Genomic DNA, 17,084 nt, shown 5'->3' on the forward strand with positions numbered 1-17,084 from the left:
TAGGCTCTCCTGCGGACCGAAACAGATACACCAGCAGTGAACGGGAGTGCGATGTCAGCGTGGGCGAGGTGTGCTCATGAGTGCTGAGACCGGCGAAAGCTCGACCACCGCAACGCTATCGGGGTCGGGTCAACCCCTTCGCGCGTGGCAGCGACGAGCACTGACGAAGTACCTGTCCGCAGGCCCGAAAGACTTCCTGGCCGTCGCGACACCCGGCGCCGGCAAGACCACGTTCGCCCTGCGCATCGCCTCGGAACTGCTGGCGGACCGCACCGTGGACCAGATCACCGTCGTCGCACCCACCGAGCACCTCAAGCACCAGTGGGCGGAGTCGGCGGCGCGGGTGGGGCTGGCGCTGGACTCGCGGTTCTCCAACAGCACCGGTCAGACGTCGAGCGATTTCCACGGCATCGTGGTCACCTACGCACAGGTTGCGTCGCACCCGGCTCGGCACCGCGTCCGCACCGAGGCGCGGCGCACCCTGGTGATCCTCGACGAGATTCACCACGGCGGCGACGCCAAGAGCTGGGGTGAGGGAATCCGCGAGGCCTACAGCGACGCCACGCGTCGACTCGCCCTGACCGGAACGCCCTTCCGCAGCGACGACAGCCCCATCCCGTTCGTCACGTACGAGCCCGACGACGAAGGTCTGCCGCGCTCGAAGCCCGACCACAGTTACGGCTATGCCGAAGCGCTGGCGGACGGCGTCGTGCGGCCGGTGGTCTTCTTGGCCTACTCCGGCGAAGCTCGGTGGCGGGACAGCGCGGGCGAGGAATTCTCGGCCCGTCTGGGAGAGCCGCTGAGCGCGGAGCAGACCGGCCGCGCGTGGCGTACCGCTCTGGACCCGTCGGGGGATTGGATTCCGGCGGTGCTGACCGCCGCCATCACCCGGCTCCATCAACTTCGTGCGGGCGGGATCGCGGACGCCGGCGGCTTGGTGATCGCCTCCGACCAGACCACGGCGCGCGCGTACGCGAAGATTCTCGAAACTCTGACGGGGGAGACGCCGACGCTCGTGCTGTCGGACGAGCCCTCGTCCTCGTCGCTCATCGCCGAATTCGGCGCCGGGACGTCCGCCTGGATGGTGGCCGTGCGGATGGTGTCCGAAGGTGTCGACGTGCCCCGGCTCGCAGTCGGGGTCTACGCGACCAGTGCGTCGACTCCGCTGTACTTCGCGCAGGCCATCGGGCGTTTCGTGCGATCGCGGCGGCCCGGCGAGACTGCCAGCGTGTTCTTGCCCTCGGTGCCCGTGCTGCTCGACCTGGCCAGCCAGCTCGAGGCGCAGCGCGACCACGTGATCGGCAAGCCGCACCGCGAGAAGGACGGTCTCGACGACGACCTGCTCGTCGACGCCAACAAGGTCAAGGACGAACCGGGCGACGAGGAGAAGGCGTTCACCTCGCTCGGTGCCGACGCCGAACTCGATCAAGTGATCTACGACGGGTCGTCCTTCGGCACTGCCACGTTCTCCGGCAGCGACGAGGAGGCCGACTACCTGGGGTTGCCAGGGCTCTTGGACGGCGAGCAGATGCGCGCCCTGCTGCGCAAACGGCAGCAGGAGCAGATCGACGCGCCGTCGAAGGTCGTCGAAGCACCCGCGCCCGCTGCAGCGGCCGCCGAGCGCGCCGGCACAGCCGGCCAGTTGGCGTCGCTGCGACGGGAGCTGAACGGGCTGGTCGCCATGCACCACCACCGGACCGGAAAGGCGCACGGGATCATTCACGGCGAACTGCGCCGTACCTGTGGTGGCCCGCCCACGGCCATCGCCACGGCGGATCAACTGACCGAGCGCATCGCCGCGCTGCGTGCCTGGTGAGCTGCGTGCCTGGTGAAGAACGACAAAGCGGGCGATCACCGTGGTGATCGCCCGCTCAGGAACTGCAAAATTCAGTTGTCGGAGGTTGCCCTCTGTTCGAGCAAGCTCGGAATTACGCCACTGCGTCAGCGTCCGCGACGATGGTCGCGTTCATCTGCTGCAGTCGGTCCTGGTGCTCGTTCGCATGGTGACGGCAGAAGAGAAGCTCGCCGCCGCTTTCGAGGACGGCACGCACCCGCGCTCCGGCACCGCAGCGATCGCAACGATCCGCAGCACTCAACGTTGTTTCGGTCAACAATCCGGGCATGACTCCTCCGTACTGGCTCGCGTTTTCGAGTCGCGAGCCTGGGGCCGGTCCGCCGCGCCGGTCCGACGCGGTTCCTTCACTCTTACAGACGTTCGGGCGTCATGCGTTGTTCCCACGCCCGTTTCCGTGTGTTGTCACCAACACGAAACATGCTGGTGCCGAGGCCGAGCCGCTGCCGACGTTCGCTACCGGTGAACAGGTGACGGGCCGGACATGACCGGAACAGAGCAACCGCGTCACGACGCGGCGCGGGTACCGACGTGGGCGATTCCCCTCGTGTTCGTCGTCGGAGGAGTGTTCCAGTACCTCGGAGCGGCCATCGGAGTGTTCCTGTTCGACACCACCGAACCGGCCGCCGTGGCGTGGCTTCGTGCTGCGGGCGCGGCCGTGGTGCTGCTCGTGTGGAGACGGCCGTTCGGCGGCGGACGCCGGTGGACCCGTCGCACGGCGGCGATCGCCGGCGGTTTCGGAATCGTCACCGTCGGGATGAATCTGGTCTTCTACGAAGCGATCGCGCGTATTCCGCTCGGCACCGCGGTCGCCATCGAGTTCGTCGGCCCGGTCGCGGTGGCGGCGGTGGGGTCTCGTCGAGGGCGGGACATCGTCGCGCTGCTCATGGTGGCCGCGGGGGTGGTGTCGGTCGCGGGTGCGACCTTCGACGGCGACACCTTCGACGGAAGCGGCATCGTCGGCGTCGGTTTCGCGCTCGCGTCCGCGGCTCTGTGGGCCGCGTACGTGGTCCTGGGCAAGCGTGTGGCGGACGACGGCGACGGTTTGGACTCTCTGGCCGTCGGCATCACCATCGCCGCCGTGGTGCTCGCTCCGGTCGCGTTGTGGCCACAGTTCGCCGTCGGGGCGGGCGTGCTTCTCCATCCCGCCACGTGGGTTCTGGGTATCGGGGTGGGTCTGCTGTCGAGCGTGATTCCGTACGCGCTCGATCAGGTGGTGCTGCGCAGGGTGGGGCGTGCGCGGTTCGCTCTGCTGCTGGCCCTGCTGCCCACGACCGCCACGATCGTCGGCGTCGTCGTGCTCCGGCAGGTGCCCACCGCTCTGGAGGTGGTCGGCATCGCCCTGGTCGTCGCCGCGGTGATACTCGGAGGTACCGGGTTGCGCGCGCCGGTTCCGCCGCCCTGACCGCTGGTGCGACACTGGTGTGACCGGACGAACAGGAGTTCGCTGATGACCGATACCGCATCCACCCCGGCCCTCGTGCACATCTGCACCCTCTCGGACTGGTTGGCGTCCAAGGGGACCGGAGAACACCGACCCGCCTCGCTGGACGACCACGGCTTCGTCCACCTGTCGACACCCGAGCAGGTTCATCTGCCGGCCAACCGGATCTTCGCCGGCCGCAGGGACCTCGTCCTGCTCCGCCTCGATCCGTCGCGGCTGGGGTCACCGGTGAAGTGGGAGCCGGGCGTGCCCACCGATCCGGGCGGAATGCTCTTCCCGCACCTGTACGGTCCGCTGCCCGCGTCCGCCGTCACCGCCGTCGTCGACTATCGGCCGGACGAGAGCGGTGTGTTCACTGAGGCGTCAGCGAACTGAGCCGGGCCGACCTCGTGGAGGTCGGCCCGGCTCGGCGTTCGGTGGTGCGATCGATCCAGATCAGTCCAGGTAGTCGCGCAGAACCTGCGAGCGGCTGGGGTGGCGCAGCTTCGACATCGTCTTCGACTCGATCTGACGGATGCGCTCACGCGTCACCCCGTAGACCTGACCGATCTCGTCGAGCGTGCGCGGCTGGCCGTCGGTGAGGCCGAAGCGCAGGCGCACCACGCCGGCCTCGCGCTCGGAGAGCGTCTCGAGCACGGACTGCAGCTGATCCTGGAGAAGGGTGAACGACACGGCGTCCACCGCCACGACGGCTTCGGAATCCTCGATGAAGTCACCGAGCTGACTGTCGCCCTCGTCACCGATGGTCTGATCCAGCGAAATGGGCTCGCGGGCGTACTGCTGGATCTCCAGCACCTTCTCCGGCGTGATGTCCATTTCCTTCGCCAGTTCCTCGGGCGTGGGCTCACGGCCCAGATCCTGGAGGAGTTCGCGCTGGATGCGGCCGAGCTTGTTGATGACCTCGACCATGTGGACCGGAATACGGATCGTGCGAGCCTGATCGGCCATCGCGCGCGTGATGGCCTGACGGATCCACCAGGTGGCGTAGGTCGAGAACTTGTAGCCCTTGGTGTAGTCGAACTTCTCGACGGCACGAATGAGGCCGAGGTTGCCCTCCTGGATCAGGTCCAGGAACGCCATGCCGCGGCCGGTGTAGCGCTTGGCCAACGACACCACGAGGCGAAGGTTGGCCTCGAGGAGGTGGTTCTTGGCGCGGTTTCCGTCGCGGCAGATCCAGTTCATGTCGCGGCGCTGAGCCACGGGCAGCTTCTCGCCCTTGTCGGCGTGCTCGGCCATGATCTGAGTCGCGTAGAGACCGGCCTCGATGCGCTTGGCGAGCTCGACTTCCTCCTCGGCGTTGAGGAGTGCGACCTTGCCGATCTGCTTGAGGTAGGCACGGACGGAGTCGGCCGACGCGGTGAGCTCGGCGTCCTTGCGCGCCTGACGCAGCGCCTCGGACTCCTCTTCGTCCCAGACGAAATCGCCCGACGCCTTGTCCTCGGCGGTCGGCTCGGTGGTGGCTTCGTCCTCGACCTCGTCACCGACGGCAACGACCTCGACGACGTCGGTGCCGAGTTCGGCTTCCGGAACGTCGAGATCGGCGATGTCGGTGGGGCCGTCCTCGGACGGTTCCTCCGATGGCGCGGCGGCCGGCGCTGCCTTCTTGGGCGCTGCCTTCTTGGCTGCGGCCTTGCGAGCCGGAGCCTTCTTGGCGGGCGCCTTCTTGGCGGGGGCCGAAGTCTCCGTGACGGTACCGACGATCTCGCTGCTGTCGGTCTCGCGGTCTACGGTTTGACGGGTATCGGTGGCTGCCACGTACGCCCTTTCGTGACGGTGTCGTGCGGCGTCACGCCAGAGTGTTCTTCCGGCGGAGAGGTCAGTCGGTTTTCATGCCCGAAGCCGGGCGGACTCTATTGTAACGATGATTCGGCCGCGTGAACCCACCGCAGCGCCAGGAACCGGCGCGCACTGCCGCTCATGTCATGGTGCGAGGCCGGATTGGGCTGCCAGAGCGGCGCCGACGATCCCGGCCGTGTTGAGCAGGGTTGCCGCCTCGACCGGCGTCCGGTTGGTCAGATGGGGGATCCACTTGTCCGCCTTGCGGCTGATTCCGCCGCCCGCGATGAACAGGTCGGGCCAGAAGAGGTCCTCGATACGGGTCAGAACTCGCGAGACCTCCTTCGACCATTCCTTGTAGGACATGTCCTTGTTCTCCTTCACCGACGACGCGGCCCGGTGCTCGGCCTCCTTGCCGTCGACCTCCATGTGACCGAGTTCGGTGTTCGGCAGCAACACCCCGTTCTGGAGGATCGCCGAGCCGATTCCGGTGCCGAAGGTGAGGAGGATGACCACGCCCTTGGTGTTCTTGCCGCCGCCGAACTTGTCCTCGGCGAGTCCGGCCGCGTCGGCGTCGTTCAGGACGGTCACGTCACGTTCGAGAAGTTCGCCGAACAGCTTTCCGGCGTCGGTGCCGATCCATCCCTTGTCGACGTTCGCTGCGGTGCGCGCCACGTTTCCGGTCACGACGCAGGGGAGTGTGATGCCGACCGGGCCGGTCCACTCGAAGTGATCGACGATCTTCTTCACCGTGTCGGCAACCGCTTCGGGCGTGGACGGCTGCGGAGTCTCGATCTTGAAGCGCTCGCCGATCAGATCACCGGTGGTCAGGTCGACGATGCCGCCTTTGACTCCGCTACCACCGATGTCGACTCCGAATCCCTGTGTTCCGGCCACGTCGGCGGACGCGTTCGAGATCGAGATCGAGCCGGGCGACGAGACTGCTTCCGTCATGGGGTCCCCTTCGAAGAGTGCAAGTACCTTGGTTGGCCGAGTCTGGGGTGATCCGACTCGCGCCCACACTAGTTCGTTCGCATAGCCGTCGCCGATGGACGAGGATGATGGATGTGACGAGACCTCCTTCCGCAACAAGAGACTTCGACTCCTCGTCCCTCGAAGCGGCCGTTCTTCGGCGTGTCGCCGTCGCCGTCGCCGAGGAAGCGAGCGAGCTCGTGCGCCGTCGGCGACCGGAGGTGTTCGCCGAGTCCGGTGCGCACGACGACGCTGTCCGGTCCAAGTCGACGCCGACCGATCCGGTGACCGTCGTCGACACCGAGACCGAGAATCTGGTGCGAACCACGTTGGTGCGCTTGCGCCCCGGCGACGCCGTACTCGGTGAGGAGGAGGGCGGCGACGACGCGCCGCCGGACGGCGTGCGGTGGATCGTCGACCCCATCGACGGCACGGTCAACTTTCTCTACGGCATTCCGGTGTACTCGGTCTCCGTGGCCGCGCAGGTCGGCGGAACGTCCGTCGCGGGCGCCGTCGTCGACGTCGTCGGTCGACGGACCTACGCCGCACACCTCGGTGGGGGTGCGCACGTGTGTGACGACGGACAGACGTGGAAGCCGTTGCGCGCCAACCCGGTCGACGATCTGGCCATGGCGCTGATGGCTACCGGGTTCGGATACGACCCGGCTCGCCGGCGGGAACAGGGTCGCCTGGTGTGCGAGCTGCTTCCCCGCGTCCGCGACGTCCGCCGAATCGGTTCTGCCGCACTGGATCTGTGCATGGTGGCGGCCGGTCTGGTCGACGCACACTTCGAGCACGGACTCAGTCCGTGGGACTGGGCAGCGGGCAGCCTGATCGCAGCCGAGGCGGGCGCTGTCGTCATCGTGCCGTCCGCCTCGTCCCGCAGTCGGGACGGCGCAGTCACCGTGGCGTGCGCGCCGGGCATAGCGGACGAGTTTCGCACCGTGCTGAACGAGATCGGTGGGCTCGCCCCGATTCCGTGACGATCAGCAGCGCGACACCCGCGCTGCCTTGAGCAGGTCGAGGTCGAGCGGAGCAGGCTGGGCGCCCTGCGGGGTGTCCGCGAGCGAGCGCAGCACTTCCTGTGCATCGGGATTCGGTTGCAGATCGGCCAGCGCGTAGGTCCCGAGAGCCAGATCGACGGTGTCGTCGGCGCGGGTGTCCTGGATCAGCTCGGAGCACGGTGCCACGAGAGCGACGGTCTCCGCGGCGGCGCGTCCGTTCTCACCGAACCGGATCTGTCCCTGGCACTGGAGGTTCTGGTCGACGTACACGGGGTCGTTTCCGACCTGGACGTCCGGAGCGCTCGCGAAACCGAAGTCGCTGAGCTGAGCGGCGATGTGCGCGGCCTGCCCGCCCTGGCCGTTCGCGTTGAACACCCGGACCCGCGTCGCGGAGAGGGGCGCGGGCTGTACGTCCTGGAGCGACTCGGGATCCACCTCGGTTCCGAGTGGAGCCGGAGCCGGGGCGTTCGGATCCGACGACGGCTGGGGTGGGTTGCAGGACACGGCCGCGGTGGTTGCCTCCGTGGTGGTGAACACCTTGATCCAGACGACGGCGCCCAGAACGGCCAACACCGCGAGTACCGCCACGATCGGGAGCGCTCGGCGACGACGGAAGGGGTTGCCGTTGCGGTCGGTGGACCGACCCTCGGTAATCAAAGAAACCACGGTGCTGAAATGCCCTTCGTGTCCGGCGATGCCGCCGTCCCCGTTCTCGGGTGATCGGCGACTGTCGGAGGTCACTCTAGTTCCGCACCGCCGCGTGGTGCCTGTGATGGGCAGGCGGACGCGCGGAACATTCGGGATGCGGCCGGCGTTGGGGCGTGTGTCGGACCGCATTCGACACGCCGATTCGGCCCGGTTACCACTTCCGGACCGCGATCGGCTATCGTCTGGCGGCCCGGCGAGTCGAGAAACGGTGTCGACCGGGCAGTATTCGTTTTCGACGCCGGGTCGAACGAAGGTTCGGCGGGCAAGAATTCGGGCAACCGTGTGTGGGCTCGACCGTCGGATCATCCGTGTCGGCCTCGGCTGCGAATAGGTGGACGACGAGAGAAGTCGGATCGAAAAATGGTCGGCGACGAGTCAGAACGAAACTCCCCAGCGAGACGATCGACAGAGGGCCGCGCGCGTGTGCGCGTGGCCTGTGCAGGAAGGTGAAGGGGAAACATGGCAACCGATTACGACGCCCCACGGCGTACGGAAACAGATGACGTATCCGAGGATTCGCTCGAAGAGCTGAAGGCCCGGCGCAACGAGGCTCAGTCCGCAGTGGTCGACGTCGACGAGACGGACACGGCGGAGTCGTTCGAACTGCCGGGCGCCGACCTGTCGGGCGAAGAACTGTCGGTGCGGGTCGTGCCGAAGCAGGCCGACGAGTTCACGTGCTCGAGCTGCTTCCTGGTGCACCACCGCTCGCGCCTCGCCGAGGACAACGGCGGCGTCCTGGTGTGCCGCGACTGTGCCGCGTGAGATCGACCGGCGGCACGAGAGTCACGAAGTAGCAGGAACGAGGGCTTCCGCCACCTTCTCCGGATGGCGGGAACTCACCAGCCAGTAAGGGGTGGGGTCTTCGGGGTCGTCGAGAACGACGATCACCATCGGCTTCACCCAGGTGCGGTGTTGAACGAAGGCAGCAGGATCGAGCTGCCTTCCCAGCGCCGCACTTTTTGCGCTCGGGGGGACCACGGCAACGCGGGCGATCACGGATACCGGCAGGTGGGCCTTGCCCGCGTGCAGGACGCGTCCGTCGGGTCCGTCCGTGATCTCGACGCGTGTGCGACTGAGGTGCATGACGCCCCAGACCGCGAGCGGCACCAGAACGACGTACGGCAGCCAGGTGATGATGCCGGGCGAGCCCATGTGCACCTCGGCCGAGAGCAGGCCGGCGACTCCGACCGCGGCCACCCAGTACCAGATCGGCACCCACAGCCGTTCGGAGTACACCACGCGGGTCGTGGGGGTTGCAGCCAGGGATCCGTCGGTCACGTCATCCACAGTAGATGCAGCCGAGTAATCTCGGTGCACGTGAGTGACCTACCCCCCATCGCGATCACGCGACTCGATCCGGGTGTGCCGATGCCCACTCGCGCTCACGGCGGTGACGCCGGTGTGGACTTGACCACGACTGCGGACGTCACCATCGCACCGGGCGAGCGAGTAATGGTCGGGACCGGAATTGCAATCGCACTGCCCGTGGGCACGGTCGGACTGATTCATCCGCGGTCCGGGCTGGCGGCCAAGACCGGTCTGTCCGTGGTCAACACGCCGGGGACCGTCGACGCGGGGTACCGCGGCGAGATCAAGGTGTGTCTGATCAATCACGACCTGCGCACACCCATCGAACTACGCCGAGGCGATCGGATCGCGCAGCTCCTCGTCCAACGGGTCGAGCTGGTGGACTTTGTGGAGGTCGAGTCACTCGACGAAACCACCCGCGGCAGCGGCGGATACGGCTCGAGCGGCGGCCACGCACTTCTGCGGTCCGTCGCAGCGGGCGAGAAAGAGAGCTGAACATGTTCGGACGACGCAACAAGAACGAGAGTGCGCCGGTAGACGACGACCGGGACGAGGGCGTCGCCGACGAGACCGGTGCGACCGGTGACGGACCCTTCGAGATCTCCGATCTGGGGGAGGACCGCGAGACCCTGCAGCAAGGTCGGCTGGACCTCGGATCCGTGCTGGTGCCGGTTCCGGACGGCGGTCAACTGCAGGTCGAGATGACACCGGCCGGCGCGCCGCAGGCCGTTCACCTCATGACGCAGCACGGCCGCATCACCATCGCGGCCTTCGCCGCCCCCAAGTCGCCGGGGCAGTGGCGCGACGTCGCGTCCGAGCTCGCGGACGCCCTGCGCACGGACAGCGCGTCGGTGAGCATCGAGTCCGGCCCGTGGGGTCGTGAGGTCCTGGCGTCGACCGCCAACGGCGATCTGCGGTTCGTCGGCGTGGACGGGTATCGCTGGATGATTCGCGGAGTCGCGACGGGCCCGATCGGAACCGTCGGCGCCGATTCGCCGCTGGCCGAGCAAATTCGCACCGTGATCCGCGGCACCGTCGTCGACCGAGGGACCGAGCCGCATCCGGTGCGCACCCCGCTTCCGATCACGTTGCCGCAGGCGCTCGCCGAGCAGCTGGCCGCAGCACATCAGCAGCAGGTTGCGCAGGCGCAGGCTGCCCCGCAACCCGCACCCCAGGGCCCCGCGCCGCAGGCCGAGACACCTCAGACCCAGACACCTCAGGCCCAGACGCCCCAGCCGCGTCGCGGCGCGTCGGGGTCAGCAATGCAGCAGCTGGGCTGATCCCCGCTCGTCGGCTTCGACGAGGGCCTCGACGCAGAGTCGGCCGAGGAGCGACGGGTCGGCGCCGAGTCGATCGAGGGTGAGTGTGGTCAGGGCGGCGACGGAAATTTCCTGTGCCCACAGCCGGGCCACGTCTTCGGGATGAACCGGGTCGTCGACCGCGGCTACGATTCCGACCGGAATTCGAACCGTACGCAGCGCCTGCACCGACGGTGACGCGTGGCGTGCGGCGTCGTCGAGGGCGGTGGGCAGATCGGGCCATTGCTCTCGCCACGACCGCGACAGCATCTCTGCGAGCCACGGAGGGGACGACGCGGTCATGGATTCGATCGTGGCGTCCAATCCCACCGAGCGCAGGACGTCGGCTGTTGCGCGTGCGCTCGCCGCGGCGGGAGCGTCGGCGCCGTCGCCCGTCCATGCGGGAAGCGCCACCAGGGCGCCCGCGACCTTCTCCGGGTTCTGCGTGGCCCAGTCCAGAGCCACCGCGCCGCCGATCGACACGCCGCCGACCACGATGGGTGACGCGGCCTCCTCGGCCGCGCGGTCGAGCGCTCGTAGATACCCGGCCACCAGGGCGGCCGGTTCCGGTCGCACTGCGGTCAGAGTGCTCCCGGCGTGGGCGACGGCAGTGGCGAAGGCGTCCTCGACGAACCGTGCATCCGACCCGGTGCCGGGGAGAAGAATCACAGTTCTGGGCGTGTCGAACAGGGGCATCGAACGATCCTGCACCGCGGGTGCGACTGATGTGGTTGTCGGGTCCCGGGAGGTCTACAGTCGGGGACACTTGTCCGAATCAACAGGAGCGCACCATGGCACCCGCTGCCGCAGGATATTTCCGCCGCATGACCCGCAAGCTGACCGCCGACATCGATCAGCTCGATGCCGAGGACATGGCCGAGTCGTCACAGGCGTCCGGGGCGCAACGAGCGTGCGATTGCACGCGCGGCGAGGAAGTCACCGTCCTCGGCCGGTTGCGCAGCGTCGAAGCGTGTTCCAAGGCGGCAAACGCCAACATCGAGGCCGAACTGTTCGACGGCACCGACACCATCACGGTGGTGTGGATCGGCCGTCGCCGCATCGCCGGCATCGAGCCCGGCAAGACGGTGCTGATCCGGGGCCGCATCGGCGAACGGGACGGCCGCAAGATCGTCTACAACCCGTATTACGAACTTCACGAGGATTCCGAGCTCTCTTGACCGAAGACACGCCGTCGGTCGCGCGCAAGGAGCGGCCGGAGACGGTTCTCGAACAGATGGGCGGCGTCAGCGGCCTCGTCTACTCGTCGTTGCCGATCATCGCCTTCGTTCCGCTGAACTCGATCTTCGGGCTGACCGTGGCCATCTGGTCGGCGCTCGGCATCGCGGCGGCAATTCTGGTGTGGCGCTTGATCGGTCGCAATCCAATTCAGCCCGCGATCTCGGGTTTCCTGGGTGTCGGGGTCTGCGCGTTCATCGCACACCGCACCGGGGACGCCAAGGGGTTCTTCCTGTTCGGCATCTATACCTCGCTGCTGTACGCCGGAGTGTTCCTGGTGTCGATACTCGTTCGGCGGCCGCTGGTCGGCATCGTATGGGGTGTCCTGAACGGCGGCGGAACGCAGTGGCGACGCGTGCGCGGCGCCATGCGGGCGTACGACATCGCCACGGCGGCTTGGGTTCTCGTGTTCGCTGCTCGTTACATCGTCCAGTCGCAGCTATACGACGCGGACCGCACCGGCTGGCTCGCGGTCGCCCGCATCGGCATGGGCTGGCCCCTGGCTGCGCTGGCCTTCCTCGTGACGTTCTGGGCGGTGCGTAGAGCCGACGCGCTGACGCCGAAACCGGTCAGCGAGCCGTGAGCCCGAGCGCCTCGCGCAACTGATCCTCCACGTCGACGGTCGTGACGAAAAGCAACTCGTCGCCGCCCTCGATCGGGTCGTCCTTCTCGGGAACGATCACCCGCCCGCCGCGCAGAATCGTCACGAGCGCTGCGTCGCGAGGCAGATCCACCTTGCGAACAGCCTTGCCCGCGAGCGGGGTGTCAGCGGGAAGCGTGATCTCCACCAGGTTCGCCTGCCCCTGACGCAGTGTCATCAGACGTACCAGGTCGCCGACCGACACCGCCTCCTCCACGAGCGAGGCCAGCATCCGCGGTGTCGACACGGCGACGTCGACACCCCAAGAGCTGTCGAACAACCATTCGTTGCGCGGGTCGTTGACGCGCGCCACGACGCGGTTCACGCCGAACTCGGTTTTCGCGAGCAGGCTCAGGACCAGGTTTGCTTTGTCGTCACCCGTCGCCGCGATCACCACGTCGTAGGTGTGCATCTCCGCACCTTCGAGCGTGACGAGTTCGCACGCGTCGGCCAGGAGCCATTCCGCGTCGGCGACAGCCTCGGGGTCGACGTGGTCGAGCTTGCGTTCGATCAGCAGCACGTGGTGTTTGCTGCGCAGCAGCTCGCGGGCGATGGATCGACCCACCGCGCCGGCGCCGGCGATTGCAACCCTCATCGAGATCCACCTGTCGGAGAAGCGAAGTCGGTCATCAGCTGTCCTCGGGGGGTGGGTTGCCCGCTGCGGCAAAGGCTTCGGCGACGGTTCCGTCGACGGCCGCGACCCACACCTCGTCGCCGGACTGCAGAACCGTCTTGCGGGTGGGAAGAACGCCGTTGCCGAAGCGGATCATGAACGCCACGCGGGTGTTGGTGGCGGATTCCAGCGTTCCCACACCCTTGCCGAACCACCCGTCGTGCAGATGCAGTTGCGCGACGGCCACGTTGCCCGACGGGTCGCGCCACTTGGTGGGCTCGGTGTCGTGAATCAGGTTGTGCAGGAAGCGATCCGTGGTCCACGGCACCGTGGCGACCGTGGGAATGCCCAGCCGTTCGTACACGGCGGCGCGCTTGGCGTCGTAGATGCGGGCGACGACGCGGTCGACACCGAACGTCTCCCGTGCGACTCGGGCGGAGATGATGTTCGAGTTGTCACCGGAGGAGACCGCGGCCAATGCGTCGGCCTTCTCGATCCCGGCGTCGATGAGCACCTGCCGGTCGAATCCCATCCCCACCACCGTGAGTCCGGGGAAGTTCGGTCCCAGTCGGAGGAAGGCCGTGTGATCGCGGTCGATCACGGCAACCTCGTGCCCGACCCGGACGAGTGCTGCGGCGAGGGACGACCCGACGCGGCCACACCCCATGACGACTACGTACAACGCTGCTCCGATCGGGGCAAGTGCGAGTGTGCTTCCGAGTCAGAACGGTACAACCGTCGACGGAGACCGCGAAACCGGCCGGGCGTACCCGCACCACGCCGAGCGCGCTGCCACGCCTTACGCTTCCCTCTGTGTCCAAGCTTTCGACGGCCACCAAGAGGCTGCTGCTGGGTAGACCGTTCCGTAGCGACACGCTCGGACATACGCTCCTGCCCAAGCGGATCGCCCTCCCGGTGTTCGCGTCCGATGCCATGTCCTCCGTCGCGTATGCGCCCGAGGAGATCTTTCTCGTGCTCTCGGTCGCCGGGATCAGCGCCTACTCCTTCAGCATCTGGATCGGACTGGCGGTGGCGGTCGTCATGGCCGTCGTCGTGGCCAGCTACCGCCAGAACGTCCACGCCTACCCGTCGGGGGGCGGCGACTACGAGGTCGCCACGACCAATCTCGGGCCGACCGCGGGCCTCACCGTGGGCAGCGCGCTGTTGGTCGACTACGTCCTGACCGTCGCCGTGTCCATCTCGGCTGCTGCCTCCAACATCGGGTCGGCGGTGCCGTTCGTCGCCGAGCACAAGGTGCTGTTCGCCGTTGCGGCGATCGCGCTGATCACGTCCATCAATCTGCGCGGTGTGCGGGAGTCGGGCACGGCGTTCGCCATCCCCACCTATGCGTTCATGATCGGCATGTTCGTGATGCTGATCTGGGGACTGGTCCAGGTGTTCGTCCTGGGCGACGACGTGTCCGCCGAGTCGTCGAGCTTCGAGCTGACGCAGGACGACAGTCACCTCTACGGCATCGCGTTCGCGTTCCTGGTCGCGCGTGCGTTCTCGTCCGGGTGCGCGGCGCTCACGGGAGTCGAGGCCATCTCGAACGGAGTGCCGGCGTTCCGCAAACCCAAGTCGCGGAACGCGGCCACGACCCTGCTGCTGCTCGGCACCATCGGTATCACTTTGTTGATGGGCATCATCGTGCTCGCCGAGAAGATCGGCGTGAAGTACGCGGCGGAGCCGGAGACGCAGCTCATCGGCGCGCCCGAGGGGTACCAGCAGAAGACGCTGATCGCACAGCTCGCGGACGCGGTGTTCTCCGGCTTCCCGATCGGGTTCTACTTCATCACCATCGTCACGGCGCTCATCCTCGTGCTAGCCGCGAACACCGCCTTCAACGGCTTTCCGGTGCTCGGCTCGATCCTCGCGCAGGACCGCTTCCTGCCGCGTCAGTTCCACACGCGCGGCGATCGTCTCGCGTTCAGCAACGGCATTCTGTTTCTCTCCGCGGCCGCGATCTTCTTCGTCGTGATGTTCGGCGCCGAGGTCACCAAGCTGATCCAGCTCTACATCGTCGGCGTGTTCGTCTCCTTCACCCTCAGCCAGACCGGAATGATCCGGCACTGGACGCGGCATCTGAAGACGGAGACCGACCCGGCGGTGCGGCGCCAGATGATGCGCTCGCGCGTCGTCAACAGCATCGGCCTGGCCATGACGGCCACCGTGCTGGTGATCGTGCTGATCACCAAGTTCGCGGCAGGAGCGTGGATCGCCATCGTGGCGATGGTCGCGATCTTCGGGTTGATGAAGTTGATTCGCAAGCACTACGACTCGGTGACGTCCGAACTCGAGGACTTCGAGTGGGACGGCGTTCTGCCCAGCCGGACGCATTCGATCGTGTTGGTGTCGAAGTTGCACGGTCCGACGCAGCGGGCGCTCGCGTACGCGCGGGCAAGTCGGCCCGACACCCTCGAAGCGGTCACGGTCAACGTGGACGAGCCCGACACCCGAAAGCTGGTGCGGGAGTGGGAGAATTCGGATGTCTCCGTGCCACTGAAGGTCGTGGAGTCTCCCTACCGAGAGATCACCAAGCCGGTGCTCGACTACGTCAAGCGCGTGCGCCGAGACTCACCGCGCGACGTCGTCACCGTGTTCATCCCCGAGTACGTCGTGGGTCACTGGTGGGAGCAGATCCTGCACAACCAGAGCGCGCTGCGGCTCAAGAGCCGCTTGCTGTTCCAGCCGGGCGTCATGGTGACCAGCGTGCCGTGGCAACTCAATTCGTCGGAACGTGCCAAACGAGAGCGGATCGAGAACGCGCCCGGGTCGTCGCGTCGCGGCTACGAACCGCCCACCGGCAGGTGAGCGTCAGCTGGTTCGGGGAGACCTTCGAGATTCGAGTCGAAGGTCCGGCGCACGGCGGATTCTGTGTCGGACGCCGCGACGGCCGCGTCGTGTTCGTTCGCCACACCCTTCCCGGAGAACTGGTTCTGGCCCGCGTCACCGAAGACCCCGGCAAGTCGTTCTGCCGCGCGGACGCCGTCGAGGTGCTCGATCCATCACCGGATCGCATGTCGCCGCGCTGCCCTATCTCGGGACCGGGCGGATCCGGATGCTGCGACTTCTCACACGTCACTCCCGACGCGCTCCGGGCCATCAAGTCCACGGTGGTCCGCGAGCAGCTGGCGCGGATTGCCAAGATCGACCGTGAGGTGACGGTAGAGGCGTTGCCCGGTAGCGACGACGGCACCGGATGGCGCAGCCGCGTGCGACTCGCGGTCGACGAGTCCGGGCACGCCGGTTTCCATCGCTTCCGCAGCTCGCGTCTCGTCACCGACCTCCGCTGTCCCCAGGTCGTACCGGGGCTGTACGTGGGTCTGGGCGACACGGCGTGGCGTCCGGATTCGGAACTGCACGTAGTGGTCGATTCGACCGGCGCGCGGCACGTCGTCGAGGCGTCGGCGCCGGGGTCCGGGAGCCGCACCGCACGCACCGACCGCGGTCGCCGCGGCGCCGCAGCACGCCGGGCCGGTGCGTCCGGCCCGAAGCGCCACCGTGTTCTCGAGGGAACGGGTCGGCCCGTCGAGCGAGTGGGTTCGCGCACGTTCGAACTGGACGCGACCGGTTTCTGGCAGGCCCACACCGGCGCCGCCGAGCGATACAGCGACGTCGTGCGGGCCTGGGCCGGTGCGGCGCCGGGCGCGACGGTGTGGGACCTCTACTGCGGGGTGGGTGTGTTCGCGTCCGTCCTGGCAGATCAGGTGGGGGAGCAGGGCTCGGTGGTCGGCGCGGAGTTCTCGCGGCAGGCGGTCGGCGACGGCCGCGTCGCGCTGGCCGATCTGCCGCAGGTGTCGCTGTATTCGGGAAGGGTAGAGCGGATGTTCGACCGACTGCCGCCGGACCCGTCCGTGGTGGTGCTGGATCCACCTCGGTCGGGAGCCGGGCGCGACGTCGTCGGTGGCGTCTCGTCGGCCGGTGCGAGCACCGTCGTCCACATCGGGTGCGACCCCGCTGCGTTCGCGCGTGACGCCGGACTCTTCGAGGAGGCCGGCTACCGGCTGACCGACCTCCGAGCGTTCGACGCGTTCCCGTTGACCCACCACGTCGAGGTGATCGGACTGTTCACGCGGTAGTCGTGCACGATCTCCCCTCGCTGCTGAACCCGCCGCGCTCCGCACGAGCAGCGTTCGTACGTGACGGTTCCCTCGCTGGTGCGGTGGGTGGATTCGGTGGTCCAGGAGTGCAGGCAGCTGATCGTCGATGTCATGAACGCCAGCTTCCGGTAAG

The 17,084-nt window shown here is 67.5% G+C and carries 19 protein-coding genes; 11 read left to right on the forward strand and 8 right to left on the reverse strand.

The window, feature by feature from the left end; all coding sequences use genetic code 11:
* The first annotated feature begins 76 nt into the window (after window positions 1–76).
* On the forward strand, window positions 77–1,816 hold the full coding sequence (locus tag AC59JP_RS04850) for a DEAD/DEAH box helicase (protein WP_497324482.1): 1,740 nt from the start codon (window positions 77–79) through the stop codon (window positions 1,814–1,816).
* Between the two features lie 112 nt (window positions 1,817–1,928).
* Here the strand turns inward: AC59JP_RS04850 and AC59JP_RS04855 are convergent, their stop codons facing one another.
* A complete protein-coding gene (locus tag AC59JP_RS04855) occupies window positions 1,929–2,123 on the reverse strand; it encodes a DUF7455 domain-containing protein (protein ID WP_497324483.1) in 195 nt (64 codons plus the stop codon).
* 213 nt (window positions 2,124–2,336) lie between these two features.
* On the opposite strand from AC59JP_RS04855, the gene AC59JP_RS04860 reads away from it, so the two are divergent.
* Window positions 2,337–3,257, forward strand: coding sequence for an EamA family transporter (locus tag AC59JP_RS04860; protein ID WP_497324484.1), 921 nt, complete (start codon window positions 2,337–2,339; stop codon window positions 3,255–3,257).
* Window positions 3,258–3,302: 45 nt separating this feature from the next.
* Entirely contained in the window at window positions 3,303–3,671 is a 369-nt protein-coding gene (locus AC59JP_RS04865; RefSeq protein WP_497324485.1) for a DUF952 domain-containing protein, read from the forward strand.
* 60 nt (window positions 3,672–3,731) lie between these two features.
* On the opposite strand, the gene AC59JP_RS04870 is transcribed toward AC59JP_RS04865, so the two are convergent.
* Together AC59JP_RS04870 and ppgK are read right to left on the reverse strand one after the other, a co-directional pair.
* Window positions 3,732–5,051 (reverse strand): RNA polymerase sigma factor, encoded by a 1,320-nt coding sequence (locus tag AC59JP_RS04870; protein ID WP_497324486.1) that lies wholly within the window; start codon window positions 5,049–5,051, stop codon window positions 3,732–3,734.
* A gap of 165 nt (window positions 5,052–5,216) precedes the next feature.
* Entirely contained in the window at window positions 5,217–6,026 is an 810-nt protein-coding gene (ppgK, locus tag AC59JP_RS04875) for a polyphosphate--glucose phosphotransferase (RefSeq protein ID WP_497324487.1), read from the reverse strand.
* Window positions 6,027–6,130: 104 nt separating this feature from the next.
* Between ppgK and AC59JP_RS04880 the strand changes: the two genes are divergently transcribed.
* On the forward strand, window positions 6,131–7,027 hold the full coding sequence (locus AC59JP_RS04880) for an inositol monophosphatase family protein (RefSeq protein ID WP_497324488.1): 897 nt from the start codon (window positions 6,131–6,133) through the stop codon (window positions 7,025–7,027).
* Window positions 7,028–7,030: 3 nt separating this feature from the next.
* Here the strand turns inward: AC59JP_RS04880 and cei are convergent, their stop codons facing one another.
* On the reverse strand, window positions 7,031–7,714 hold the full coding sequence (gene cei, locus AC59JP_RS04885; RefSeq protein WP_497324876.1) for an envelope integrity protein Cei: 684 nt from the start codon (window positions 7,712–7,714) through the stop codon (window positions 7,031–7,033).
* 501 nt (window positions 7,715–8,215) lie between these two features.
* Between cei and AC59JP_RS04890 the strand changes: the two genes are divergently transcribed.
* Window positions 8,216–8,518 carry a DUF4193 domain-containing protein gene (locus AC59JP_RS04890; protein ID WP_497324489.1) on the forward strand — a complete coding sequence of 101 codons (303 nt, stop codon included), beginning with the start codon at window positions 8,216–8,218 and terminating at the stop codon, window positions 8,516–8,518.
* A gap of 21 nt (window positions 8,519–8,539) precedes the next feature.
* On the opposite strand, the gene AC59JP_RS04895 is transcribed toward AC59JP_RS04890, so the two are convergent.
* The gene (locus tag AC59JP_RS04895) at window positions 8,540–8,995 is read right to left on the reverse strand and encodes a DUF3093 domain-containing protein (protein ID WP_497324877.1); all 456 of its coding nucleotides are present in this window, start codon (window positions 8,993–8,995) and stop codon (window positions 8,540–8,542) included.
* 72 nt (window positions 8,996–9,067) lie between these two features.
* Between AC59JP_RS04895 and dut the strand changes: the two genes are divergently transcribed.
* Complete coding sequence (gene dut, locus AC59JP_RS04900; protein WP_497324490.1) at window positions 9,068–9,559, forward strand: dUTP diphosphatase; 492 nt, start codon at window positions 9,068–9,070, stop codon at window positions 9,557–9,559.
* A 2-nt stretch (window positions 9,560–9,561) separates the two neighbouring features.
* Window positions 9,562–10,344: a DUF3710 domain-containing protein gene (locus AC59JP_RS04905; protein ID WP_497324491.1), complete on the forward strand. Its 783-nt coding sequence runs from the start codon at window positions 9,562–9,564 to the stop codon at window positions 10,342–10,344.
* On the opposite strand, the gene AC59JP_RS04910 is transcribed toward AC59JP_RS04905, so the two are convergent.
* The gene (locus AC59JP_RS04910) at window positions 10,321–11,058 is read right to left on the reverse strand and encodes an alpha/beta fold hydrolase (RefSeq protein ID WP_497324492.1); all 738 of its coding nucleotides are present in this window, start codon (window positions 11,056–11,058) and stop codon (window positions 10,321–10,323) included. The genes AC59JP_RS04905 and AC59JP_RS04910 overlap by 24 nt on opposite strands.
* A 95-nt stretch (window positions 11,059–11,153) precedes the next feature.
* On the opposite strand from AC59JP_RS04910, the gene AC59JP_RS04915 reads away from it, so the two are divergent.
* Window positions 11,154–11,540, forward strand: a complete 387-nt coding sequence (locus AC59JP_RS04915) for an OB-fold nucleic acid binding domain-containing protein (protein ID WP_497324493.1) — start codon at window positions 11,154–11,156, stop codon at window positions 11,538–11,540.
* 56 nt (window positions 11,541–11,596) lie between these two features.
* Window positions 11,597–12,181: a DUF3159 domain-containing protein gene (locus tag AC59JP_RS04920; RefSeq protein WP_497324878.1), complete on the forward strand. Its 585-nt coding sequence runs from the start codon at window positions 11,597–11,599 to the stop codon at window positions 12,179–12,181.
* On the opposite strand, the gene AC59JP_RS04925 is transcribed toward AC59JP_RS04920, so the two are convergent.
* Window positions 12,168–12,833 carry a potassium channel family protein gene (locus tag AC59JP_RS04925; RefSeq protein WP_497324494.1) on the reverse strand — a complete coding sequence of 222 codons (666 nt, stop codon included), beginning with the start codon at window positions 12,831–12,833 and terminating at the stop codon, window positions 12,168–12,170. The two genes, AC59JP_RS04920 and AC59JP_RS04925, sit on opposite strands and share 14 nt — an antisense overlap.
* Window positions 12,834–12,867: 34 nt before the next feature.
* Window positions 12,868–13,533, reverse strand: coding sequence for a potassium channel family protein (locus AC59JP_RS04930; protein ID WP_497324495.1), 666 nt, complete (start codon window positions 13,531–13,533; stop codon window positions 12,868–12,870).
* 131 nt (window positions 13,534–13,664) lie between these two features.
* Between AC59JP_RS04930 and AC59JP_RS04935 the strand changes: the two genes are divergently transcribed.
* Together AC59JP_RS04935 and AC59JP_RS04940 are read left to right on the forward strand one after the other, a co-directional pair.
* Entirely contained in the window at window positions 13,665–15,662 is a 1,998-nt protein-coding gene (locus AC59JP_RS04935) for an APC family permease (protein WP_497324496.1), read from the forward strand.
* Window positions 15,659–16,930 carry a class I SAM-dependent RNA methyltransferase gene (locus tag AC59JP_RS04940; protein WP_497324497.1) on the forward strand — a complete coding sequence of 424 codons (1,272 nt, stop codon included), beginning with the start codon at window positions 15,659–15,661 and terminating at the stop codon, window positions 16,928–16,930. Before AC59JP_RS04935 ends, AC59JP_RS04940 begins: the two co-directional genes overlap by 4 nt.
* Window positions 16,931–17,084 lie beyond the last annotated feature (154 nt).

The sequence above is a fragment of the Rhodococcus sp. 320_ES genome (genome assembly GCF_059691855.1).

Bases quoted from the DNA above. Each gene is read 5' to 3' on its own strand.
- AC59JP_RS04890 (WP_497324489.1), top strand. From the start codon at position 8,216: ATGGCAACCGATTACGACGCCCCACGGCGTACGGAAACAGATGACGTA.
- AC59JP_RS04910 (WP_497324492.1), bottom strand. From the start codon at position 11,058: ATGCCCCTGTTCGACACGCCCAGAACTGTGATTCTTCTCCCCGGCACC.
- AC59JP_RS04865 (WP_497324485.1), top strand. From the start codon at position 3,303: ATGACCGATACCGCATCCACCCCGGCCCTCGTGCACATCTGCACCCTC.
- AC59JP_RS04920 (WP_497324878.1), top strand. From the start codon at position 11,597: ATGGGCGGCGTCAGCGGCCTCGTCTACTCGTCGTTGCCGATCATCGCC.
- AC59JP_RS04905 (WP_497324491.1), top strand. From the start codon at position 9,562: ATGTTCGGACGACGCAACAAGAACGAGAGTGCGCCGGTAGACGACGAC.
- AC59JP_RS04850 (WP_497324482.1), top strand. From the start codon at position 77: ATGAGTGCTGAGACCGGCGAAAGCTCGACCACCGCAACGCTATCGGGG.
- AC59JP_RS04860 (WP_497324484.1), top strand. From the start codon at position 2,337: ATGACCGGAACAGAGCAACCGCGTCACGACGCGGCGCGGGTACCGACG.
- ppgK (WP_497324487.1), bottom strand. From the start codon at position 6,026: ATGACGGAAGCAGTCTCGTCGCCCGGCTCGATCTCGATCTCGAACGCG.
- AC59JP_RS04855 (WP_497324483.1), bottom strand. From the start codon at position 2,123: ATGCCCGGATTGTTGACCGAAACAACGTTGAGTGCTGCGGATCGTTGC.
- AC59JP_RS04915 (WP_497324493.1), top strand. From the start codon at position 11,154: ATGGCACCCGCTGCCGCAGGATATTTCCGCCGCATGACCCGCAAGCTG.
- AC59JP_RS04880 (WP_497324488.1), top strand. From the start codon at position 6,131: ATGATGGATGTGACGAGACCTCCTTCCGCAACAAGAGACTTCGACTCC.
- AC59JP_RS04925 (WP_497324494.1), bottom strand. From the start codon at position 12,833: ATGAGGGTTGCAATCGCCGGCGCCGGCGCGGTGGGTCGATCCATCGCC.